This window comes from Paenibacillus sp. GCM10028914, assembly GCF_042666275.1.
GTDB lineage: Bacteria > Bacillota > Bacilli > Paenibacillales > Paenibacillaceae > Paenibacillus_AQ.
Map to the genome: position 1 here is coordinate 110,946 of NZ_JBHTFO010000007.1, position 18,630 is coordinate 129,575.

Here is an 18,630-nt window from a genome sequence, read left to right on the forward strand (position 1 = left end):
GAACATCCCTTGTTTATGTCTACTCCTCGAATTCAAACAAGTATTTTATTTTATTGTACTCAGATCACATTCTTTAAGAGGAACAATTCGGCTTTTCTTAAATAGACGGTAACCGAACCAGATCGATAGGAAGAGCGGGATACTGAAGTATGTTGCGATCAGCGTGTACCAATCCGTTTCTCCACTAAAATCACCTTGTCCGATAATTGCAATCAGACAGAGTATGAACGCAAAGAGAGGACCAAACGGGAACCAGCGAGCCCGAAATGGCAGATCTTTCAGATCATGCCCTTGTGCAATATAAGCTTTGCGGAAACGGTAATGGCTAACCGCAATCGCAAGCCAGTTGATAAATCCGCACATTCCAGATGCGTTCAGTAGCCAGATGTAGACAACCCCATCACCGAAAAAGGAAGCAAGAAATGCGAGCATCCCTACCGCAGAGGTCACTAACAAGGCGTTTATTGGAACGCCGCGGCTGTTGAGACGGCTCAGCCATTTTGGTGCCATACCTTGCTTGGCCATCGCGTACAAGACACGTGTGGAGGCATACATACCCGAGTTACCTGCTGATAGAACCGAGCTCAGAATAACTGCGTTCATAACGGAAGCGGCAAAAGCAAGCCCGGCTTTTTCAAAGACCAACGTAAACGGGCTGACCCCAATATTATTCACGCCGGACTGAAGCAAACTTGGATCCGTATAAGGAATAAGCAAGCCGATGACAAGGATCGCAAAAATATAAAAGATTAAAATACGCCAGAATACTTGGCGAATTGCCCGAGGAACGTTCTGCCGCGGATTTTCGCTTTCTCCAGCGGCTACACCGATCAGCTCCGTACCTTGGAATGAGAAACCTGCGGCCATAAACACACCAACTAGAGCAAAGAATCCGCCATGCACCGAACCGCCGTCCATATTGAAGTTCGTAAAGCCGACTGCTTCACCACCAAGAATTCCGAAGATCATCGAAACACCGACTATGAGGAAGAGGATGACGGTTACTATTTTAATCATGGCAAACCAGTATTCCGATTCCCCGTATCCCTTAGCTGACAAGAAATTCAGGCCGAACATGATAGCAAGGAATAGAAGGCTCCATAAGAAGGACGGGCTATCCGGGAACCAGAATTTAATAATTACGGTCGCGGCTGCAAGCTCAGCAGCAATCGTTACAGCCCAGTTGTACCAGAAGTTCCAGCCGACAGCAAAGCCGAAGGCAGGGCTAACAAAGCGCGTTGCATACGTGCTGAAAGATCCGGAGTCCGGCAGATAAGTAGCGAGCTCGCCAAGACTTGTCATCAGGAAATATACCATCACTCCCACCGCCGCATATGCGATCAGAGCTCCTCCTGGTCCAGCTGAGGCGATGGCGCCTCCACTTGCAAGGAACAGGCCAGTTCCGATCGAGCCACCCAGGGCGATCATCGTCATATGACGTGCTTTAAGACTGGGCTTTAGAGAAGTAGCAGGTGCTTTCTTAGGTCTCATGTTGAACACTCCTTCTATCTTGAATATACCCAAAAAGGCAAAGAAACATAGAAAGAGCCGCAGGTTATTACCTGCGGCTCTAGGTATACCGCATCAACCCCCATGAAGATAGCACAACACGGGAAGAATTCCCGTGACAGTTCCGTCCCTTTCGGGAGCGGACCCAGCGGGCGTTACAAGAGCATAACGCCTACTTCGGCGAAGGTGCCTTTCAATCGTGCCTCAATCGGTGTCTCTTCACCTAAGCACGTTTACTGATCACATTCGCAACCTCTACCTCATCGTGGAATGATGAGGCTATCTGAATTATTTTATTTTATATTTGGAAGAGACCTTAGTATAAAGCACAATCTGCAACAGGATCAATGGTTATATATTACATTCTGTGTTAATTCTTTGAACGTTTGGCCATCTGCTGCCATACGGTTCCTGCAGCTTCTTCACCTGACTCGATTCTCTCGAGCGCCATTCTGGCCTGTAGACTAACTTCAAACTCAGGATCTTGTGCGGCTTCCTCAAGAGCAGGTCGAGCATCCTCAGTACCGACTTCATACAGGAATCGTGCGGCGCGCCAGCGAACGAGCTTACTGCTATCCTTCAGTGTCTCAATCATAACAGGTGTAGCTGCTGCGTCACCAATATCGGACAATGTATCTCCAGCTGTTCTGCGCACAGCAGGTGTGTCATCGCGCATGGCTTCATATAGAAGCTCCATTGCTTCTGGTGTTTTGAGATCTCCCAGATAGACAACAGCTAGACGTCTAATCTGCATTTTTGGATCTTTCAAAGCGGTGCGAATAATTGAGATATGTTCTTCTTTTGGCTCCAAGAGTTCAAAAGCTGCATATCTTACGCGCCAGTCTGGATTTTCGAGCGCCGCTTTTATTTCCTCGTCTGTCCGTTTGCCGCGTTGCTCCACAAATTCCTCTTCTCCCGCACCATGGGCGATAGCCTGTGCTACGACCTTGTCCAAACGCTCCTGCGGATATGCAGCTTCAATTTCCTGTTCCACCTCACGCGCAACATCAGCAAGCTCACCGTAACGTACACCGTAGTCTTTCAATTTCCGTTCCTTGATCAGTGTGGCAGACGCTACTTCGGTTACAGCTTGAGTGAATCGGGAGGAGAGAGCGATGCGCTCTTCCTGGCCATTTCCTTTTACACGAATTTGCATCGGAATGCCCCGAAACTGCTGCACAAATACCTCAGCCTCTCCGAAACCCGATCCTTCATTAACGGTGTCTTCGAGTCCTGTCTGTAGACCCTGTTGGCCGAATTTTTCCTGGACTTCTCCAAGGATCGAAGGCCAATCGGCATTTCCTTTACGGTCAAGAGCAATAAAATCAGCGGTGTGGAACACGCTCTTCACGCCAGGGATATGTAAAAGCTCACGAATCCATGCAGGTGCGGAACGTTCATTCTCGGTCGTATATGTTTTGCGAATCCCGGGTTCGAGTGACTCATCCAGATGAAGCTTCATAGAGTTCGGACTCGGGGTAGGCTCGATAAACGTAATTTTCATCTATTTTAACCTCCTCTTCATTCTAACCTATTGTACCTCTTTTCCAGGCAGGAACAAACTTTAACCCCTAGGTAGCGGAAACTTTTTAGCAGGTTCTTGGATAAAAAGAGGAAAGGATTGTAAAACTGATATTGTCTTCATCTAATCATTATAACTATTTTCAAAGCTTTTAAATGCCTGAATAAGGAGGCTGTATATATATGTCGGTTAAACAGGAGAAAAAGCTGGCAGTGGTCTGCTTCGTCGTTGCGGTGATCATGCTTTACGGAACAATAAAAGCCTGTATACGCTACCTGCATTACTTCAGCTAGTCTGGAGGGATTCTTATAAAGCTTATAACAACAAGGAGTGAACCTTATGTCTTCACTGGATCCTGTTTTGATGAGTCGGATTCTAACTGCATTAACACTATTTGTGCACATCGTTTTCGCTACAATCGGCGTAGGGATTCCTATTATGCTCGCATTGGCGGAATGGCGTGGTATTCGGACAGGAGATGATTACTATACGCTCATGGCCCGTCGCTGGGCTAGAGGGTTTGTTATTACAGTAGCAGTCGGCGTTGTAACAGGTACGGCTATTGGACTGCAGCTCAGTCTGTTATGGCCAACCTTCATGAGAGTTGCGGGTAAAGCAATTGCTTTGCCACTATTCATGGAAACCTTCGCATTTTTCATTGAGGCGATATTTTTAGGTATTTACTTGTACACTTGGGATCGTTTCAAAAATAAAATGACTCACCTATTATTATTGATCCCCGTAGCGATTTCATCCTCAGCTTCAGCTTTTTTCATCACTAGTTTGAACGCATTTATGAACCAGCCTCAGGGCTTTGAGTTGGTGGATGGAATGATTACGAATGTGAATCCGTTTGTAGCCATGTTCAATCCTGCTACACCGACGAAGGTTAGTCATGTGCTGGCTTCCGCCTATACAACAAGTGCAGCAGTGCTTGCGAGCATTGCAGCCTATAGCATGTTGAGAGGAAGTAAGCACATTTATTTTAAAAAGGCGCTGAAACTGACGGTTATTTCAACGTTTGTTTTTGCTGTGGCCACGGTGGCTATCGGAGATTTTTCTGGAAAGTTTTTGGCTAAATATCAGCCGGAGAAGCTGGCTGCAGCGGAATGGCATTTTGAGACGATGGAGAAAGCACCTCTTATATTCGGAGGCGTGCTGGATGAGAATTATGATATCAAATATGCTTTGAAAATTCCTTACGCATTGAGTATTCTTGCGGGAAATCGGCCTGATACAAAAGTGATCGGACTGAATGAATTCCCGGAAGATGAAAGACCTCCGCTCACGATCCACTACTTCTTCGATCTTAAAGTTACGAATGGCATGATGCTTCTAGCAATCCCGCTGTTGTATTTTTTTCGTAAAAAACTACCGGGGAAACAGTCGTATCCAAAATGGCTGTTAATCAGCCTGCTTGCACTTGGTCCGCTGGCCATGGTAGCCATATGGCTGGGCTGGTTCTTGGCAGAAGTAGGGCGTCAGCCTTGGATGCTCAGAGGTTATATGAAGGTATCTGAAGCAGCGACAACTTCGACGAGTGTAGGATGGATGCTCGTGCTGTTCATTATTCTGTATTTAGTCTTGTGTGTGTCAGCGATCCGAGTGCTGAGTAAATTATTCCGCAATAAAAATGCTGAAGAAGAAATAGAGTTTCTTCAACTAAATGACAAAGGAGGTAATGTGAAGTGAGCTACGGTGTGGTGGCAATTACGATTCTTTGGACGTTTCTATTCGGTTATCTCATTGTCGCGTCGATTGACTTCGGTGCTGGATTTTTCAGCTATTACAGCGTGTTGACGGGTCATGAGAACAAGATACATAACATTATTCAAAGGTATCTCTCGCCGGTGTGGGAAGTTACTAATGTATTTCTCATATTCTTCGTCGTTGGACTTGTCGGCTTTTTCCCTGACGCGGCATTCTACTACGGCACTGCTCTGCTTGTTCCCGGCAGTTTGGCTACAGTGCTGCTTGCGATCCGTGGAGCCTACTATGCCTACAATACTTATGGCAGCAGCAAGGATAATAACAAAATATATATGGCCCTATACGGAGCAACGGGATTACTCATTCCGGCTGCGCTTTCCACGGTCCTTGCTATTTCGGAGGGGGGCATCATTTACCTGGCGGATGGCAAGGTACAGATCGATTGGATAAGCTTTTTCGCGAACCCTTATACATGGTCTGTAATTTTGCTAGGACTGGTGAGCGTTCTGTACATCTCAGCGATGTTCTTGTCCTATTATGCCAATCGGGCCGGTGATGAGATTGCTTTTGAGGTTGTCCGAAGATATGCACTGATTTGGAGCGGACCGACCATTTTATGCTCGTTCTTCGCGTTTTTAACATTGAATCAGCAAAATCCTGAGCATTTTAGCGCCATGGTAGACATGTCTTGGATGTTTATTGCGTCCTTTTTATGTTTTATGTTTGCTGTTTATGCCGTATGGAAGCAGAAGTGGCTTGGTCTGGCGTTCATTATGGTTATGCTGCAGTTTGCCTTTGCCTGGTATGGATACGGCCGTTCACATTTACCGTATATTTTGTATAAATATATCAATATCCATGAGGGAATCACGAATGACGCGATGGCGATCTCCATGATTACAGCGTTTGTCCTTGGGCTGTGTGTGTTGATTCCGTCATTATTTCTGCTCATGCGTTTATTTCTGTTCGACGCCAATTATATTCTCGGGAGAGCTGGTAAGAAAGGATGAAGAAAAGTGGATTATTTCACCATCTTTATTGCACCTATACTGACGGTGGTGCTATCTGTAGCTTTTATGTTGGTCTATTCCATGAAATATAAAGACCCTTCAGAATAACACAGAATGTACTTTTATTAAGAATACGGGGGATATAATATGAGCGAAGTTGAGCAGAAATGAGAAAATGGGGTAAAATATTAGGTAATGGAAGGAGGAGAAGAATGCCAAAAATCCGCTATAATAATATCGATAACGTCAGTACAGATAAAACATTGAAGCAGTTTAAGCAGTGGCGTGACGAACGACGTACTAAGAAAAAAGACTACTCTTACGTCATACCGAACCTGACGCCTGATCTTGAATATTTACACGGAAATCGGCATGAAACCTCCGTTACCTGGGTCGGACATGCGACTTTCTTCATCCAATATGAGGGCTTGAATATCGTGACTGATCCGGTATGGGCACGGAGAATGGGATTTTCGAAACGTCTCGGGGAGCCAGGAATTCCGATTACTGATATACCACCACTGGATGTTATTCTGATATCTCACTCTCACTACGATCATATGCATTTCGCATCGATACGTAAGCTTTACCGGGAGGGCACAACGATTGTTGTCCCAATCGGTCTGAAACGTAAAATGATCAGCAAAGGCTTTAGGCGTGTGATCGAGTTGAAATGGTGGGAGTCGACGATGATTGGTGGTGTATGCATTACCTTCGTTCCGACTCAGCATTGGACAAGGCGTACGCCGTTTGATACGAATACTTCCCATTGGGGTGGATTTGTGTTAGAGCCCGCTCTACAACAGAAGGAGATAACGGATAAAGACACAGATTCTCATGATACCTCACGCGTTCTTCCGCCGAATTTATATTTTGCCGGAGACAGCGGGTATTTCCAAGGATTTAAAGAAATCGGTAACCGATTCAATATTCATATTGCCCTGATGCCGATCGGAGCCTATGAGCCCGAATGGTTTATGACATCGCAGCACGTAAATCCAGAAGAAGCGCTCCAGGCATTTCTGGATGTGAAGGCTGAGACGATGATTCCGATGCATTACGGGACATTTAGGCTTGCCGATGATACCGCGCAGGAAGCATTAGAGCGGATGGAAGCTGAGCGTAAACGGCTTGGAATCCAGGAGGAACAGATTCGGGTGCTCAAGTATGGTGAGACCTTCAAGGTGCAGCCAGAGCGAAGAAGTGTCACTTCGTAGAATGAATTAGTAAACGTAAAAGAGTTTAAGAAGCAGTGATTCTCCGGATGAGTGGAGAGTCACTGCTTTTTTCATGTAAAAGACTAAGAATTGTAGATCCGAAAATAGGATAGTTTCGTTTTTAACCTGCAAAGCTTCGTTAAAAAGAGTTCTTATGCTATAATGTGCACAAACCAATAGTTAAAAAGGATGGTAATGCTTAATGATCAGTACAAGCGGGATTACGCTCCGCTATGGCAAACGAGCACTATTTGAAGATGTAAATATAAAATTCACTCCCGGCAACTGTTACGGCTTGATCGGAGCCAACGGTGCAGGAAAATCCACTTTCCTGAAAATTTTGTCCGGTGAAATCGAGCCAAACCAAGGCGAAGTTCATATGACGCCTAATGAGCGGATGGCCGTGCTTAAACAGAACCATTATGAGTATGACGAGTATCCGGTTCTGGAAACAGTTATTATGGGGCACTCACGCCTTTATAAGATTATGAAGGAGAAAGACGAGCTTTATGCTAAAGCTGACTTCTCTGAAGAAGACGGAATGCGTGCGGGTGAACTCGAAGGCGAGTTTGCTGAACTGAATGGCTGGGACGCTGAGCCAGATGCTGCTGCACTCTTGATCGGTTTAGGTATCCCTCGTGAACTTCATGACAAGAAGATGTCAGAACTGAGCGGTAACGAGAAAGTTCGTGTTCTCTTGGCGCAAGCATTGTTCGGTCGTCCGAATAACCTGCTGCTCGATGAGCCTACGAACCACTTGGATCTTGAGTCTATTCAATGGCTTGAGAACTTCTTGATGGATTATGAAGGTACTGTTATCGTTGTATCCCATGACCGTCACTTCCTGAACAAGGTATGTACGCATATTGCGGATATCGATTTTGGTAAAATCCAGCTTTATGTTGGTAACTATGATTTCTGGTACGAGTCCAGTAAGCTGGCTCTCGAACTTCAGCGTGAATCGAACAAGAAGAAGGAAGAGAAGATCAAAGAACTTCAAGCGTTTATCCAGCGTTTCTCGGCGAATGCTTCGAAATCCAAGCAAGCGACTTCCCGTAAGAAACAGCTCGATAAAATTACCTTGGATGATCTTCGTCCTTCGAACCGGAAATATCCGTTCCTTAACTTTAAGCCGGAGCGTGAAGCAGGTAAGCAGCTTTTGACTGTGGATAGCATCACGAAGACAGTTGAAGGTGAGAAGGTACTGGATAACGTTAGCTTTGTCGTAAATAAAGGCGACAAAATTGCTTTTGTTGGACCGAACGGCCTGCCGAAGACTACTTTATTCCAAGTCATTACTGGTGAAACTGAAGCGGAAGCAGGGGAATACAGCTGGGGGGTAACAACTACCCAAGCTTACTTCCCGAAAGACAACTCCGCATACTTCGACGGTGTGGATTTGAACCTTGTGGAATGGCTTCGCCAATACTCCAAAGATCAGGACGAGACGTTCCTACGCGGATTCCTTGGACGTATGTTGTTCTCTGGTGAAGAAGCTCTGAAGAAAGCGAGCGTTCTGTCCGGTGGTGAGAAGGTTCGCTGTATGCTGGCCAAAATGATGCTGAATGGTGCGAACGTGCTTATCTTTGATGAGCCAACGAACCACTTGGACCTCGAGTCCATCACTGCGCTGAATAACGGATTGATCGATTTCGATGGAACAATCCTGTTTACATCGCATGACCATCAGTTCATTCAGACCATTGCGAACCGGATTATCGAGATTACACCAAACGGTATTATTGATCGTTCGATGAGTTATGACGAGTATCTGGAGAGCGAAGAGATCAAAGCCCTTCGTGAAAGCATGTATCCAGCCGAAGCTAAATAGTTTATAAAAAAAGCTGCACCTTCATTTTTGAAGGGCAGCTTTTTTGGTCTGATTGAAGTGACGATTTACACACCTGTACGACGGCGTTGGTTGTTCGGCTTCTTGTTGTTTTGACTCTTCATTTTTTGCGTAGTGGCAGGCTGGAATGAACCTTGCTTCGTAGAAGAATTTTGTTGTTTCTTCTGCTCCAGTTTCTGACGAATCGCATCGGCGAGACTCACCTTGCGTGAATCATTATTTTCCGACATGATAGCTTCCTCCTCGGATTATGAGTTGTCCTCATTTTATTCGTTTTTAAAACCCACGGCAAGGGTAACAATAAATATATTCGGGGAAGACTTGTTTTTTTGCTTGGAGCAACTCTTTTTCGCCAGACTCACAAGGTTTCTCTAGACTCACAAGGTTTCTCTAGACTCACAACGTTTCTCTAGACCCACAAGCCATGCCTTTGCTAGGATAATTAAGAAGTTTGAAAAAAGCCTCTGACAAAGAGGAAAGCAGTAAAGGAGAGAGACATTTCCCGGTGAACGTATATGATGACATCAAAAAGGGAGAGCGCGGAGCATGGATTAGTATTATTGCTTATCTAATCCTTTCGGCTTTTAAATTATTCTGCGGTTACATATTTGCCTCCAGCGCGCTGACTGCCGACGGATTTAATAACCTGACGGATATTGTTGCCTCGGTGGCGGTACTTATTGGTTTGAAGATCTCACGAAAACCACCTGATTCGGATCATGCTTATGGGCATTTTAGAGCAGAGACCATTGCTGCGTTAATCGCCTCATTTATTATGGCAGTGGTTGGTCTTCAAGTGCTCATGGAAGCAATAGGCTCCTTTTTTGAGGGGAGTAAGTCCACACCAGATCTATGGTCGGCTGGAGTAGCCGGACTGTGTGCGGTTGCGATGTATGGCGTTTACCGATATAATGTCAGATTAGCCAAACAGATTAACAACCAGGCATTGATGGCAGCAGCGAAGGATAATCTTTCAGATGCATTAGTGAGTATTGGAGCAGCAGTAGGGATCATTGGTGCCCAGTTTGGTCTACCATGGCTGGATACCGTAGCGGCACTTGCAGTAGGGCTATTGATCTGTAAAACCGCATGGGAAATCTTCCGTGACTGTACACATAGTCTTACGGATGGATTTGATGAAGAACGCCTCCTTGATCTGAGACGAACGATTGCGAAAACTCCAGGTGTAGAAGGAATTAAGGATGTGAAAGCTAGAATTCATGGCAATCATGTGTTGGTTGATGTCGTCATTGAAGTAGATCCAGAGCTAAGTGTTATTCAAGGACATCGGATTAGTGAGGTAATTGAAGAACGAATGGTTAAGTATCATAACATTATGAATGTTCACGTACATGTGGAGCCGAAGGAACAATAATATCTGTTTCTATAGAAAGAAAAAAAGGACTGCAATTATGCGGTCCTTTTGTTTGTTATTAGTTATTAGATATTAGTTATTAGTTATTAGATATTAGATGCTGTCAACATAGATCCAAGCTGTTCCGAGCCATGTGTAAATTTCAACCCACTCACCGTCCAAGACCACTTGAGCGCTGGTGGTAGTCGTGTCAACTTTTTGAGGAGCCAGAGATCCGATGATTTTTCCATTTGGCATATCGTAGAAATACGTTACTTCTGTCAGTTCAATGATTTTAGTAGGGTTATGCACAACCTCATCTGCTTTAATGACAGGCTCATCAGTAATTATTGTTGTAGTTGATGTTGTTGTGTTTGTTGTTACACCTTCAACAACCGGGGTAGTTGATGTAGCTGGCACCACTTGTGTTGCTTCAATTGGATCTGCACCTGCTACAGCTGTCATGGATAGAGCAAGGCCGAGCACCGCGGTTATACTGATTGTTTTTTTCATGTTTCGTCTCCTCCTTGGAATTGGATAAAATATGTAGCGACATTATCGATATAACCACCAAACAGGTAAAATGAACCAATTAAGCAGGTGTGATTTTCAAATTTTAAGAATTCGTTGCTGCAGCTAATCATGATCATTGTAGGTGAACGTGACAAGAGGATAGGATTGGGCTATACTTTGGAACGAGGTTTTAGGCTAAGTTATGTGATCAAATTCCGAGGGGAGGAAGCTATAATGAGTCGCCGAAAGAATAAAGGCGGGCGGATACTGCTTGGATTATTGATATTCATTTTGGTCATTGGAGGGGTTGGAATTTGGTATATTTCGCCGTCAAAAAGCTTGAATCTCCAATATCAGTCCATTGACATAAAAGATAAGATTATGAAAATGTTAGAGGCGCGCCAGCCAGAAATGATATTAAGTAATGATGAGGTTGCTCAGATGAGCAAGAAGAAACTCATTGAGTATATGAATACCCATAAGATTGGCGTGGATATTACAGGTGCTGATTTTGAATTCAATGGTCAGACGGTGACTGCAGATATGAACGGGAAATGGGGAGTTATCCCCTTTGGTGCGACGTTACAGTTTGATATGACGACGAATGGAAGCGCTCTTGTATTGGAACATCAATCGACTAGAATTCGAAGTCTGGATGTTCCGACATCCGTATTCAAACTGGAGCCAATCGAAGTATCTCTCAGGGAACATTTACCGAATATTGTTACGGTTAAAAAAGTTGATTTTCTGGATGAAGGCATGAAACTTACGTTTAAGATTGACTGGTTTTCTATTCCTTCATTATTTTAAAAACATAAATGTCAGCAACAAAAGGGCTATCCCTAAAGATCCTGGATCTTTGGAGATAGCCCTTTTATATATACTAACCTTTTTCATATCTCTTTGTATGTGTAATGCTAACCAGTTACATTGAACGTCTGCGTCCGGTAAAGAGAGAAATCACGAACAGAACCAAGAAGATAAAGAATAGTACTTTGGCGATGCCCGCTGCAGCCTCAACAATTCCGAAGAAACCGAATATCCCTGCGATTAGTGCAACTACAAGTAATATAACCGACCATTTCAACATCGAAATTCACCCAGCTTTCCATATAGTTTTGGATTGGAAGCACTTCTCCTGATTCGTGAATAATCCTAATTACATATATAGAGAAGGGCTTCGAATCATAGGGGCGTAAGTGTTGTTACTTGCCCCCTCGTAGTTCTCTTTAACCGGGACCATTTCTGTTGAAACAAAAGCCGAACTTGTGATCAAATCCCTCTATGGATGCTTTGTTTCGTGCCAGAAAAGAGAGGGTAACTAAGGAATATCGAGACAAACATACTGGAAAGTGAGGTCATGTCTATGCTAACACAAATCAGTGTTGCGGTTATTGCTGTTGCGTTTGCTGTTCTTGTCTTTTTCCTAATAAAGACCCTAAAGGCAGCGACAAGTTCTTTGGATAAGGTGACTCAAACACTTCAGGAGGTTCAGAAGACCATTGATGAACTCAGTTATGAAGTGAAGCAAACGATTCGTAACACGAATGATATTACCGTTGATGTTCAGCACAAAATGAAACAGATTGATCCGGTCATGGATACGGTTAAAAATCTGGGTGAAGCCCTGAGCGAAGTGACCTTTGCAGTGAAACAGGTTTCTTCGGGTGTTGTTAACCGTTTTAAGCAACCAAAAGTTGAGAATAAGAAAAATGAACTTTCACAACCTTCGCTACCGATGACGGCGCAAGAAAGGACTTTCCAGTCTTATGATGCGGTGTACCATGAATCAAAAGCTTCTAATTCTGGGAAATGGTTGAATTATGTTGATGTTGCAGTAGGTCTCTGGAGTAAGTTTCGTCGTCAAAAAGCCCGCTAAGGGTTAGGCATCCGTATGATATGAACCGGTTGTCTGTAAGGAAAAGGAAAGGGTGAAAAATGATGTTAGATGTCGTGCTGCTATTGCTGGGTATGCTTTCGCCCTACAGTGGAGGAGTAAGTACCCCACCTGTATCCGCTGCTGAAATGACTGTGCCTGTAGTCCATGCTTCGATGTCTTGGGATACACCTGCTCAGCAGGTAGAGCCGATCGATAGCTATGAGACTCTTAATGGAATTGCTCTAACGGACCGAACTGAAGATGTGGTTCGGAAGTTGGGTGAGCCGCTTGAAGTGACACATGACCGGTTATTAGGAACTACCGAGTATCACTATAGTGATATGACGGTTGGACTGAATGGCGGATTGACGGAGTATGTTCATGTGGAACCTTCAGCAAAATCTATTCAGGTAAATGATCAGTCAATCTTACTGACAACCGGTCATGTCTCAGCATCTCTTGGGACCCCTTTTTTTAAAGGAGAGGATGGAGATGTTTATGTACAGGATCATCAAGCCATTAAAGTGTTTAAGGATCCTCATAATGGGGAAATAGTCGGTGTCGATTTGTTTATAGATTACAGTGAATAAACTGTTTCAAATCTTTGAAATACGGTTAAATAATCTAGGGCTATAACCTAGAACATTCTATTAGGAGGTTTTTAATATGGAAACTACTAATAAACAAGCCTATGCAAAAATCGTTGAGAATGGGACATTAGCTGTTCAAGAGATACAGAACTTAGCAACTTCAGGATATATGGCTGAGCACATTTATGTACTTGCACACGACTCCGAAAAAACAGAACGGATCGCTCAAGCATCGGAAGCTAAAGAAATTGGAATTAAGGAAGAGGGCGTGTTTGATTCCATCGCCAATTTATTCCGTTCTCGTGGAGATGAACTGCGTGCCAAGATTGTTTCCTTAGGCTTTACAGAGGCTGAAGCGGATTTTTACGAGAAACAGCTGGATCTCGGAAAGGTTCTTGTTATTGCTAAAAAAAATCAGCCTTAAAATAGTTACTCTGCTACTTTACAGGATAACAAATAGGGCTTTAAACATAGATAAGGAATGGGACAATTCTGTCCCATTCCTTATCTATGTTTCTAAATAGGTGATTCTTTCATGGGCAGAGGTGTTCTCATAGCAATCTATTCAGGTAATTCTATAGTATAATAGTTTGAGAGAAGATTTCTTCGCATAGAGAGGATCGTTAAGGAGAGAAATATGAGAATATTAATTGTTGATGACAATCCGACTAACGTCATAATCATCCGAGAAATCTTAAAGAAAGAACAGTATCGTGATATCGTTACAGCATCTTCAGCCCTAGAAATGCTGGAGTACATAGGTATTGGAGACCGCACTGAAGAGATTCGTCCTAAACGTGTGGATATTGATTTAATATTGCTGGATATGATGATGCCTGAAATGGACGGAATTGAAGCGTGCCGAATTGTACAGCAATATGAACATTTAAAGGATATCCCGATCATTATGGTGACCGCCGTTGGTGATTCCAAGAAGTTAGCTGAAGCACTTGATGCGGGAGCTGTCGACTATGTGACCAAGCCAATTAATAAGGTCGAGCTCATGGCTCGGATTCGTCTCGCGCTTCGATTGAAGCATGAGAAAGATTGGCACAAGGAGAGAGAACAACGAATTCAAGATGAATTAACATTGGCAGCGATGGTTCAAAATGCAGTGCTAAGTTCTCCCATTGAAGAGGAATTGTTCGAAGTACATGCTCTATATCAACCATCGGCGGAACTTGCTGGCGACCTATACGCCTGGTATCCGCTGGGAGAAGGTCGGTATGGCATTGTTTTGCTTGATATGATGGGACACGGGATATCTTCATCTTTATTCTGTATGTTTATTGCATCTGTATTGAAAGATACCGTGACAACATATGTGGAACCTGAGAAAGTCATACAGGAATTAAACCGTAGATTTAATCAGCTTCATCTAGAAGATCAATTAATACAATACTATTTTACTGCCATATATTTGGTCGTGGATACGCGGATGAAGCGAGTGGATTACGTGAATGCGGGCCATCCACCAGCTTTGTTCTTTCAAGAGGACGGTACAGTGATGACAATGGATCAGGGCTGTTGTCCTGTAGGGTTGTTTGACCGGATTGATGGTATGGAGCCACGAAGCTTCAATTATGAAGGTAATGCACATATCGCAATGTATACTGATGGGATTTTGGAGCTCGTATCGGGAAGTCATGAGGATAAGCTCGATTACCTGAAACAGCATTTGGCTGGATCATACGAGTGGAGAGAAGATGAAATGAAAGAACGATTTTTTGTTGATAATCCCGCAGAGGAACGCGAAGATGATAAATGCCTCGTTTGGATAACCCTAAAAGGGAGTGAGGAAACAGAATGAAGATTAGAAGTAAGTTAGTTATCGGGTTTACGACACTGCTTGCGATCATGCTTTTTTTAACCTTGATAGGTTACGATCGAATCAGTTTTATGAATGAACAGCTCGATACAATATACACGGATCGTTATATGAAAGTTCGCGATTCTAGTGATGTGCGCGGACAAGTGAACGATATGGCCCGGGCGCTTACCAACATGATGCTGACCAATGATAAAGCGGAATCCAATATAGCAGCAGAGAATATTGAAGCAATGGACAAAAAGGTAGACGCTATGCTGGAGGTACTTAAATCAAGGGGAAATACAGCGGAAGAACAGCAATTAATTAACCGGATCGAAAAGGCCAGAACGGAGTACGGAAGATATCAATCCAGGGCACTGGAACTTCTCTCTGCGGGTAATCTCACCGCGGCTAACTCTTACCGCATCTCAACAGGACAAGGCGTTCAGGAAGAGATGCTAGACAGTTTGAATTCATTGTCGAGCTACCAAAACGCAAAAATCATTGAAGATATTGATAACGCAAAAACTGCTTATGAGCGCTCTATTCAAATTACGACTTTATTTATGGCTGCCGGTCTCTTGGTAGGCTTGGTTGTTATTTTGTGGGTAGTACCAAGCATTACTCGAGGGATAAATATCGTAAACATGATGATCAAAAGCTTTGGTGAGGGCCGTATGAAAGCCATTCAGCAAATCAAGGTGACTTCGAAAGATGAAATCGGGCAGGTAGCTCAGGTATTCAAGCAAATGGCAGAGGATATTGAAGAAAAACAAAGACTCGAGAAGACTTATATGGATGCTCAGCGGGATCAGTCATGGATTAACTCGAACTTGGCCAGAGTAACTGAAATGCTTGAAGGGATTGAGTCACTGGAAGAGGTAGGTCAGCGGTTTATAAGTGAATTCACACCGGTCCTTGGTGCCCAGTATGGGGCTCTGTATATCCGGGAAGCAGATAAGAATCCGAATAAACTTGATGTTAGAGGAGCTTATGCATTTGAAGGCGGGGAGAAACCTAGAGCCTCCTTCACGATCGGGGAAGGACTGGTAGGGCAAGTAGCTCTCGATAAAAAATCGATTGCATTAAACAGTCCTCCGGATGATTATATGAAGGTTCAATCCGGATTTGGTTCATCTAAACCAAAGGCTGTTATGATTTATCCGATTCTGTTTGAAGATGAATTGCTCGGCGTGTTAGAGATGGCTTCATTTGAGGAGTTCACATCTCTACAACAGCAGCTATTATCACAGTTAACTCTGTCTCTCGGTACTATACTTAACAGTATAATGGGCCGTATGCGGGTGGAAGAGCTTCTGCGTGAATCCCAAGCGCTTACGGAAGAGCTCCAGTGTCAATCAGAGGAACTGCAGACCCAGCAGGAGGAGCTTCGTCGTTCTAATGAGAATTTGGAGGAGCAGACAGAGGCGCTTAAACGGTCCGAAGAACTGCTTCAACGCCAGCAAGAAGAACTTGAACATTACAATACAGAACTTGTGGCTAAGACTCGAGCGCTTGAAGAGCAAGTTCAAGAAGTGGAAGAGAAGAATCTGGAGATCGAGAAAGCACGTGAACAGTTGGAGAAGCAAGCGATGCAACTTTCTGTCACGACCAAGTATAAGTCCGAATTTATGGCTAATATGTCGCATGAGCTTAGGACACCACTTAATAGCTTACTCATCTTATCGCAGCTTCTTTCAGAGAATAAAGGCGGTAATTTAACTGCTAAACAGATTGAGTATGCTCAGACGATTTATATGTCGGGTGCTGATCTGCTTAAAATGATTGACGAAATTCTTGATTTATCTAAAGTAGATGCCGGTAAAATGGAAATTAACAACGAACCGGTGCAAATGACGGAGATCGAAGCATTTGTTCAGCAGAACTTTGCTCCTGTCGCATTGAAGAAAGGCGTTGGACTCAAGGTTCATATCGATGAGGATGTGCCTAAGAGCATCGTTACCGATGGCCACAGGGTTAAGCAGGTATTGCGAAATCTGTTGTCCAATGCCTTCAAGTTTACGAGCAAAGGCTCTGTTGAAGTGAAGATTGCACATGGTAAGCCGGACAATATTCCATATTTCATGGATAGTGAACGCAATTATATTGCATTCTCTGTGATCGACTCGGGAATCGGTATTCCGGCGGATAAAACAGATTTGATATTCGAAGCTTTCCAGCAGGTAGATGGTACAACAAGTCGCAAGTATGGTGGTACTGGTCTCGGATTGTCTATAAGCAGAGAGCTTTCTCGCCTTCTAGGCGGTGGTATATTCGTAGAGTCCGAAGAAGGGAAAGGCAGCTGCTTTACATTGTATTTACCTAGTGAACGAACAGTTAATTCTGCGAACCAGGAAGCTGCAGCGACGGTGCAACCGTCCGAAAGAGGACTTATGTTGACCAATAGCTTTGTGGCACCTAAGCAGGCAAAAGAAACGAAAGTGAATCCTGCCGTTCAGATTGAGGATGACCGGGATGCCATCGGCCCAACAGACAAAGTGTTGTTGATTATTGAGGATGATGATAAATTTGCTAAGATTCTGTTGGATATGGCAAGAGGACGTGGCTTTAAAGCGTTAGTTGCCTTGCAGGGGGATGTAGGTCTTCAAATGGCACAGTCCTACAAGCCGGATGCCGTTATTCTTGATATTCAATTACCTGTGATGGATGGTTGGTCTGTGCTCGGAGAACTGAAAAGCTCAGCGGTAACTCGCCATATCCCTGTTCATGTCGTTTCGGTTGTGGATGAAGTGAAACAAGGGCTCATGATGGGAGCGATCGCTTACTTGAAAAAACCTTCTTCACGCGAAGCATTGGAAGGTGCATTCTCTCATATTGAGTCCTATTCAGAGCAGTCGATGAAATATCTGCTCATCGTAGAAGATGATGATATTCAGCGTCATTCGATTATCGAGCTTATCGGTCATGATGATGTCTCGATAACTGCAGTGTCGACAGGGAAGGAAGCTCTTGAAAAGCTGAGAAATCAACGCTATGACTGTATGGTGCTTGACCTGATGCTAACAGACATGACAGGATTTGACTTGCTTGATCAGATCCGTGACGATGAGAATCTCACAGATCTTCCTATTATTATTTATACAGGCAAAGAATTGGACAGCAAGGAAGAGACGCGTCTGCGGAAGTATGCAGAATCGATTATTATTAAGGATGTTAAATCACCGGAACGTCTGCTTGATGAGACGACGCTGTTCCTTCATAGAGTAGAGGCTAATCTACCAGAGGACAAGCGCCAAATACTACAGAAGCTGCATAATAAGGAAGTGCTCTTCGAGGGTAAAAAAATCATGCTTGTGGATGACGACATTCGAAATGTATTTGCACTTTCAAGTGTGCTTGAAGGTTACAATATGGAAGTGACTTTTGCCGAAAACGGGCGTGAAGCTTTAGAACTCTTACAGGCAAATCCAGATTATGATCTAGTCTTAATGGATATGATGATGCCTGAAATGGATGGATATGAGGCGATGCGTAGATTGCGCCAAATGCCTCAATTTGAGAAGATGCCAATCATCGCGCTTACTGCAAAAGCCATGAAAGAAGATCGGGTGAAATGTATCGAGGCAGGTGCCTCGGATTATATGAAGAAGCCAATCCAGACGGAACAACTTCTATCTTTAATGCGCGTTTGGCTTTATTCGTAAGT

The 18,630-nt window shown here is 43.9% G+C and carries 17 protein-coding genes and 1 riboswitch; of the genes, 12 read left to right on the forward strand and 5 right to left on the reverse strand.

The annotated features are described in order from the left end of the window. Window positions 1-45: 45 nt before the first annotated feature. The gene (locus ACFQV5_RS06225) at window positions 46-1,491 is read right to left on the reverse strand and encodes an amino acid permease (RefSeq protein WP_379244710.1); all 1,446 of its coding nucleotides are present in this window, start codon (window positions 1,489-1,491) and stop codon (window positions 46-48) included. Between the two features lie 101 nt (window positions 1,492-1,592). Further along, window positions 1,593-1,775, reverse strand: a riboswitch (Lysine riboswitch). Window positions 1,776-1,879: 104 nt separating this feature from the next. Further along, entirely contained in the window at window positions 1,880-3,013 is a 1,134-nt protein-coding gene (locus ACFQV5_RS06230; RefSeq protein ID WP_379244712.1) for a virulence factor, read from the reverse strand. Window positions 3,014-3,370: 357 nt separating this feature from the next. Here ACFQV5_RS06230 and ACFQV5_RS06235 point away from each other — a divergent pair, with 357 nt between their 5' ends. The 5 genes from ACFQV5_RS06235 (at window position 3,371) to ACFQV5_RS06255 (ending at window position 8,799) form a co-directional block, all read left to right on the forward strand. Beyond that, a complete protein-coding gene (locus ACFQV5_RS06235; protein ID WP_379244714.1) occupies window positions 3,371-4,723 on the forward strand; it encodes a cytochrome ubiquinol oxidase subunit I in 1,353 nt (450 codons plus the stop codon). Beyond that, window positions 4,720-5,751 (forward strand): cytochrome d ubiquinol oxidase subunit II, encoded by a 1,032-nt coding sequence (locus ACFQV5_RS06240; RefSeq protein WP_379244717.1) that lies wholly within the window; start codon window positions 4,720-4,722, stop codon window positions 5,749-5,751. Before ACFQV5_RS06235 ends, ACFQV5_RS06240 begins: the two co-directional genes overlap by 4 nt. 6 nt (window positions 5,752-5,757) lie before the next feature. After that, a complete protein-coding gene (gene cydS, locus ACFQV5_RS06245; RefSeq protein WP_379244719.1) occupies window positions 5,758-5,859 on the forward strand; it encodes a cytochrome bd oxidase small subunit CydS family protein in 102 nt (33 codons plus the stop codon). A 104-nt stretch (window positions 5,860-5,963) separates the two neighbouring features. After that, window positions 5,964-6,968 carry an MBL fold metallo-hydrolase gene (locus ACFQV5_RS06250; protein WP_379244721.1) on the forward strand — a complete coding sequence of 335 codons (1,005 nt, stop codon included), beginning with the start codon at window positions 5,964-5,966 and terminating at the stop codon, window positions 6,966-6,968. 202 nt (window positions 6,969-7,170) lie between these two features. Further along, on the forward strand, window positions 7,171-8,799 hold the full coding sequence (locus ACFQV5_RS06255) for an ABC-F family ATP-binding cassette domain-containing protein (protein WP_379244723.1): 1,629 nt from the start codon (window positions 7,171-7,173) through the stop codon (window positions 8,797-8,799). A 65-nt stretch (window positions 8,800-8,864) separates the two neighbouring features. On the opposite strand, the gene ACFQV5_RS06260 is transcribed toward ACFQV5_RS06255, so the two are convergent. Beyond that, window positions 8,865-9,047, reverse strand: coding sequence for a hypothetical protein (locus ACFQV5_RS06260; RefSeq protein ID WP_379244725.1), 183 nt, complete (start codon window positions 9,045-9,047; stop codon window positions 8,865-8,867). Between the two features lie 275 nt (window positions 9,048-9,322). Between ACFQV5_RS06260 and ACFQV5_RS06265 the strand changes: the two genes are divergently transcribed. Further along, entirely contained in the window at window positions 9,323-10,192 is an 870-nt protein-coding gene (locus ACFQV5_RS06265; RefSeq protein WP_379244835.1) for a cation diffusion facilitator family transporter, read from the forward strand. Window positions 10,193-10,285: 93 nt separating this feature from the next. Here ACFQV5_RS06265 and ACFQV5_RS06270 read toward each other — a convergent pair whose 3' ends face one another. Next, a complete protein-coding gene (locus ACFQV5_RS06270) occupies window positions 10,286-10,684 on the reverse strand; it encodes a hypothetical protein (RefSeq protein WP_379244727.1) in 399 nt (132 codons plus the stop codon). A gap of 234 nt (window positions 10,685-10,918) precedes the next feature. Between ACFQV5_RS06270 and ACFQV5_RS06275 the strand changes: the two genes are divergently transcribed. Continuing rightward, window positions 10,919-11,494 (forward strand): hypothetical protein, encoded by a 576-nt coding sequence (locus ACFQV5_RS06275; RefSeq protein WP_379244729.1) that lies wholly within the window; start codon window positions 10,919-10,921, stop codon window positions 11,492-11,494. A gap of 115 nt (window positions 11,495-11,609) precedes the next feature. Here ACFQV5_RS06275 and ACFQV5_RS06280 read toward each other — a convergent pair whose 3' ends face one another. Continuing rightward, window positions 11,610-11,774 carry a DUF1328 domain-containing protein gene (locus ACFQV5_RS06280; protein WP_379244731.1) on the reverse strand — a complete coding sequence of 55 codons (165 nt, stop codon included), beginning with the start codon at window positions 11,772-11,774 and terminating at the stop codon, window positions 11,610-11,612. Between the two features lie 276 nt (window positions 11,775-12,050). On the opposite strand from ACFQV5_RS06280, the gene ACFQV5_RS06285 reads away from it, so the two are divergent. The 5 genes from ACFQV5_RS06285 (at window position 12,051) to ACFQV5_RS06305 (ending at window position 18,628) form a co-directional block, all read left to right on the forward strand. Continuing rightward, a complete protein-coding gene (locus ACFQV5_RS06285) occupies window positions 12,051-12,563 on the forward strand; it encodes a DUF948 domain-containing protein (RefSeq protein WP_379244733.1) in 513 nt (170 codons plus the stop codon). 59 nt (window positions 12,564-12,622) lie between these two features. Next, window positions 12,623-13,153 (forward strand): hypothetical protein, encoded by a 531-nt coding sequence (locus ACFQV5_RS06290; RefSeq protein ID WP_379244735.1) that lies wholly within the window; start codon window positions 12,623-12,625, stop codon window positions 13,151-13,153. A gap of 76 nt (window positions 13,154-13,229) precedes the next feature. Beyond that, window positions 13,230-13,577, forward strand: a complete 348-nt coding sequence (locus ACFQV5_RS06295; RefSeq protein ID WP_379244737.1) for a YflT domain-containing protein — start codon at window positions 13,230-13,232, stop codon at window positions 13,575-13,577. A gap of 213 nt (window positions 13,578-13,790) precedes the next feature. Then, window positions 13,791-14,963, forward strand: a complete 1,173-nt coding sequence (locus tag ACFQV5_RS06300; RefSeq protein ID WP_379244739.1) for a PP2C family protein-serine/threonine phosphatase — start codon at window positions 13,791-13,793, stop codon at window positions 14,961-14,963. Continuing rightward, window positions 14,960-18,628 carry a response regulator gene (locus tag ACFQV5_RS06305; RefSeq protein ID WP_379244741.1) on the forward strand — a complete coding sequence of 1,223 codons (3,669 nt, stop codon included), beginning with the start codon at window positions 14,960-14,962 and terminating at the stop codon, window positions 18,626-18,628. Before ACFQV5_RS06300 ends, ACFQV5_RS06305 begins: the two co-directional genes overlap by 4 nt. Window positions 18,629-18,630 lie beyond the last annotated feature (2 nt).

Excerpts from the sequence above, each read along its gene's own strand:
- ACFQV5_RS06270 (WP_379244727.1), bottom strand. The coding sequence starts at position 10,684 with ATGAAAAAAACAATCAGTATAACCGCGGTGCTCGGCCTTGCTCTATCC.
- ACFQV5_RS06255 (WP_379244723.1), top strand. The coding sequence starts at position 7,171 with ATGATCAGTACAAGCGGGATTACGCTCCGCTATGGCAAACGAGCACTA.
- ACFQV5_RS06230 (WP_379244712.1), bottom strand. The coding sequence starts at position 3,013 with ATGAAAATTACGTTTATCGAGCCTACCCCGAGTCCGAACTCTATGAAG.
- ACFQV5_RS06260 (WP_379244725.1), bottom strand. The coding sequence starts at position 9,047 with ATGTCGGAAAATAATGATTCACGCAAGGTGAGTCTCGCCGATGCGATT.
- ACFQV5_RS06250 (WP_379244721.1), top strand. The coding sequence starts at position 5,964 with ATGCCAAAAATCCGCTATAATAATATCGATAACGTCAGTACAGATAAA.
- ACFQV5_RS06295 (WP_379244737.1), top strand. The coding sequence starts at position 13,230 with ATGGAAACTACTAATAAACAAGCCTATGCAAAAATCGTTGAGAATGGG.
- ACFQV5_RS06305 (WP_379244741.1), top strand. The coding sequence starts at position 14,960 with ATGAAGATTAGAAGTAAGTTAGTTATCGGGTTTACGACACTGCTTGCG.
- ACFQV5_RS06280 (WP_379244731.1), bottom strand. The coding sequence starts at position 11,774 with ATGTTGAAATGGTCGGTTATATTACTTGTAGTTGCACTAATCGCAGGG.
- ACFQV5_RS06285 (WP_379244733.1), top strand. The coding sequence starts at position 12,051 with ATGCTAACACAAATCAGTGTTGCGGTTATTGCTGTTGCGTTTGCTGTT.
- ACFQV5_RS06225 (WP_379244710.1), bottom strand. The coding sequence starts at position 1,491 with ATGAGACCTAAGAAAGCACCTGCTACTTCTCTAAAGCCCAGTCTTAAA.
- ACFQV5_RS06235 (WP_379244714.1), top strand. The coding sequence starts at position 3,371 with ATGTCTTCACTGGATCCTGTTTTGATGAGTCGGATTCTAACTGCATTA.
- ACFQV5_RS06290 (WP_379244735.1), top strand. The coding sequence starts at position 12,623 with ATGATGTTAGATGTCGTGCTGCTATTGCTGGGTATGCTTTCGCCCTAC.
- ACFQV5_RS06300 (WP_379244739.1), top strand. The coding sequence starts at position 13,791 with ATGAGAATATTAATTGTTGATGACAATCCGACTAACGTCATAATCATC.
- ACFQV5_RS06275 (WP_379244729.1), top strand. The coding sequence starts at position 10,919 with ATGAGTCGCCGAAAGAATAAAGGCGGGCGGATACTGCTTGGATTATTG.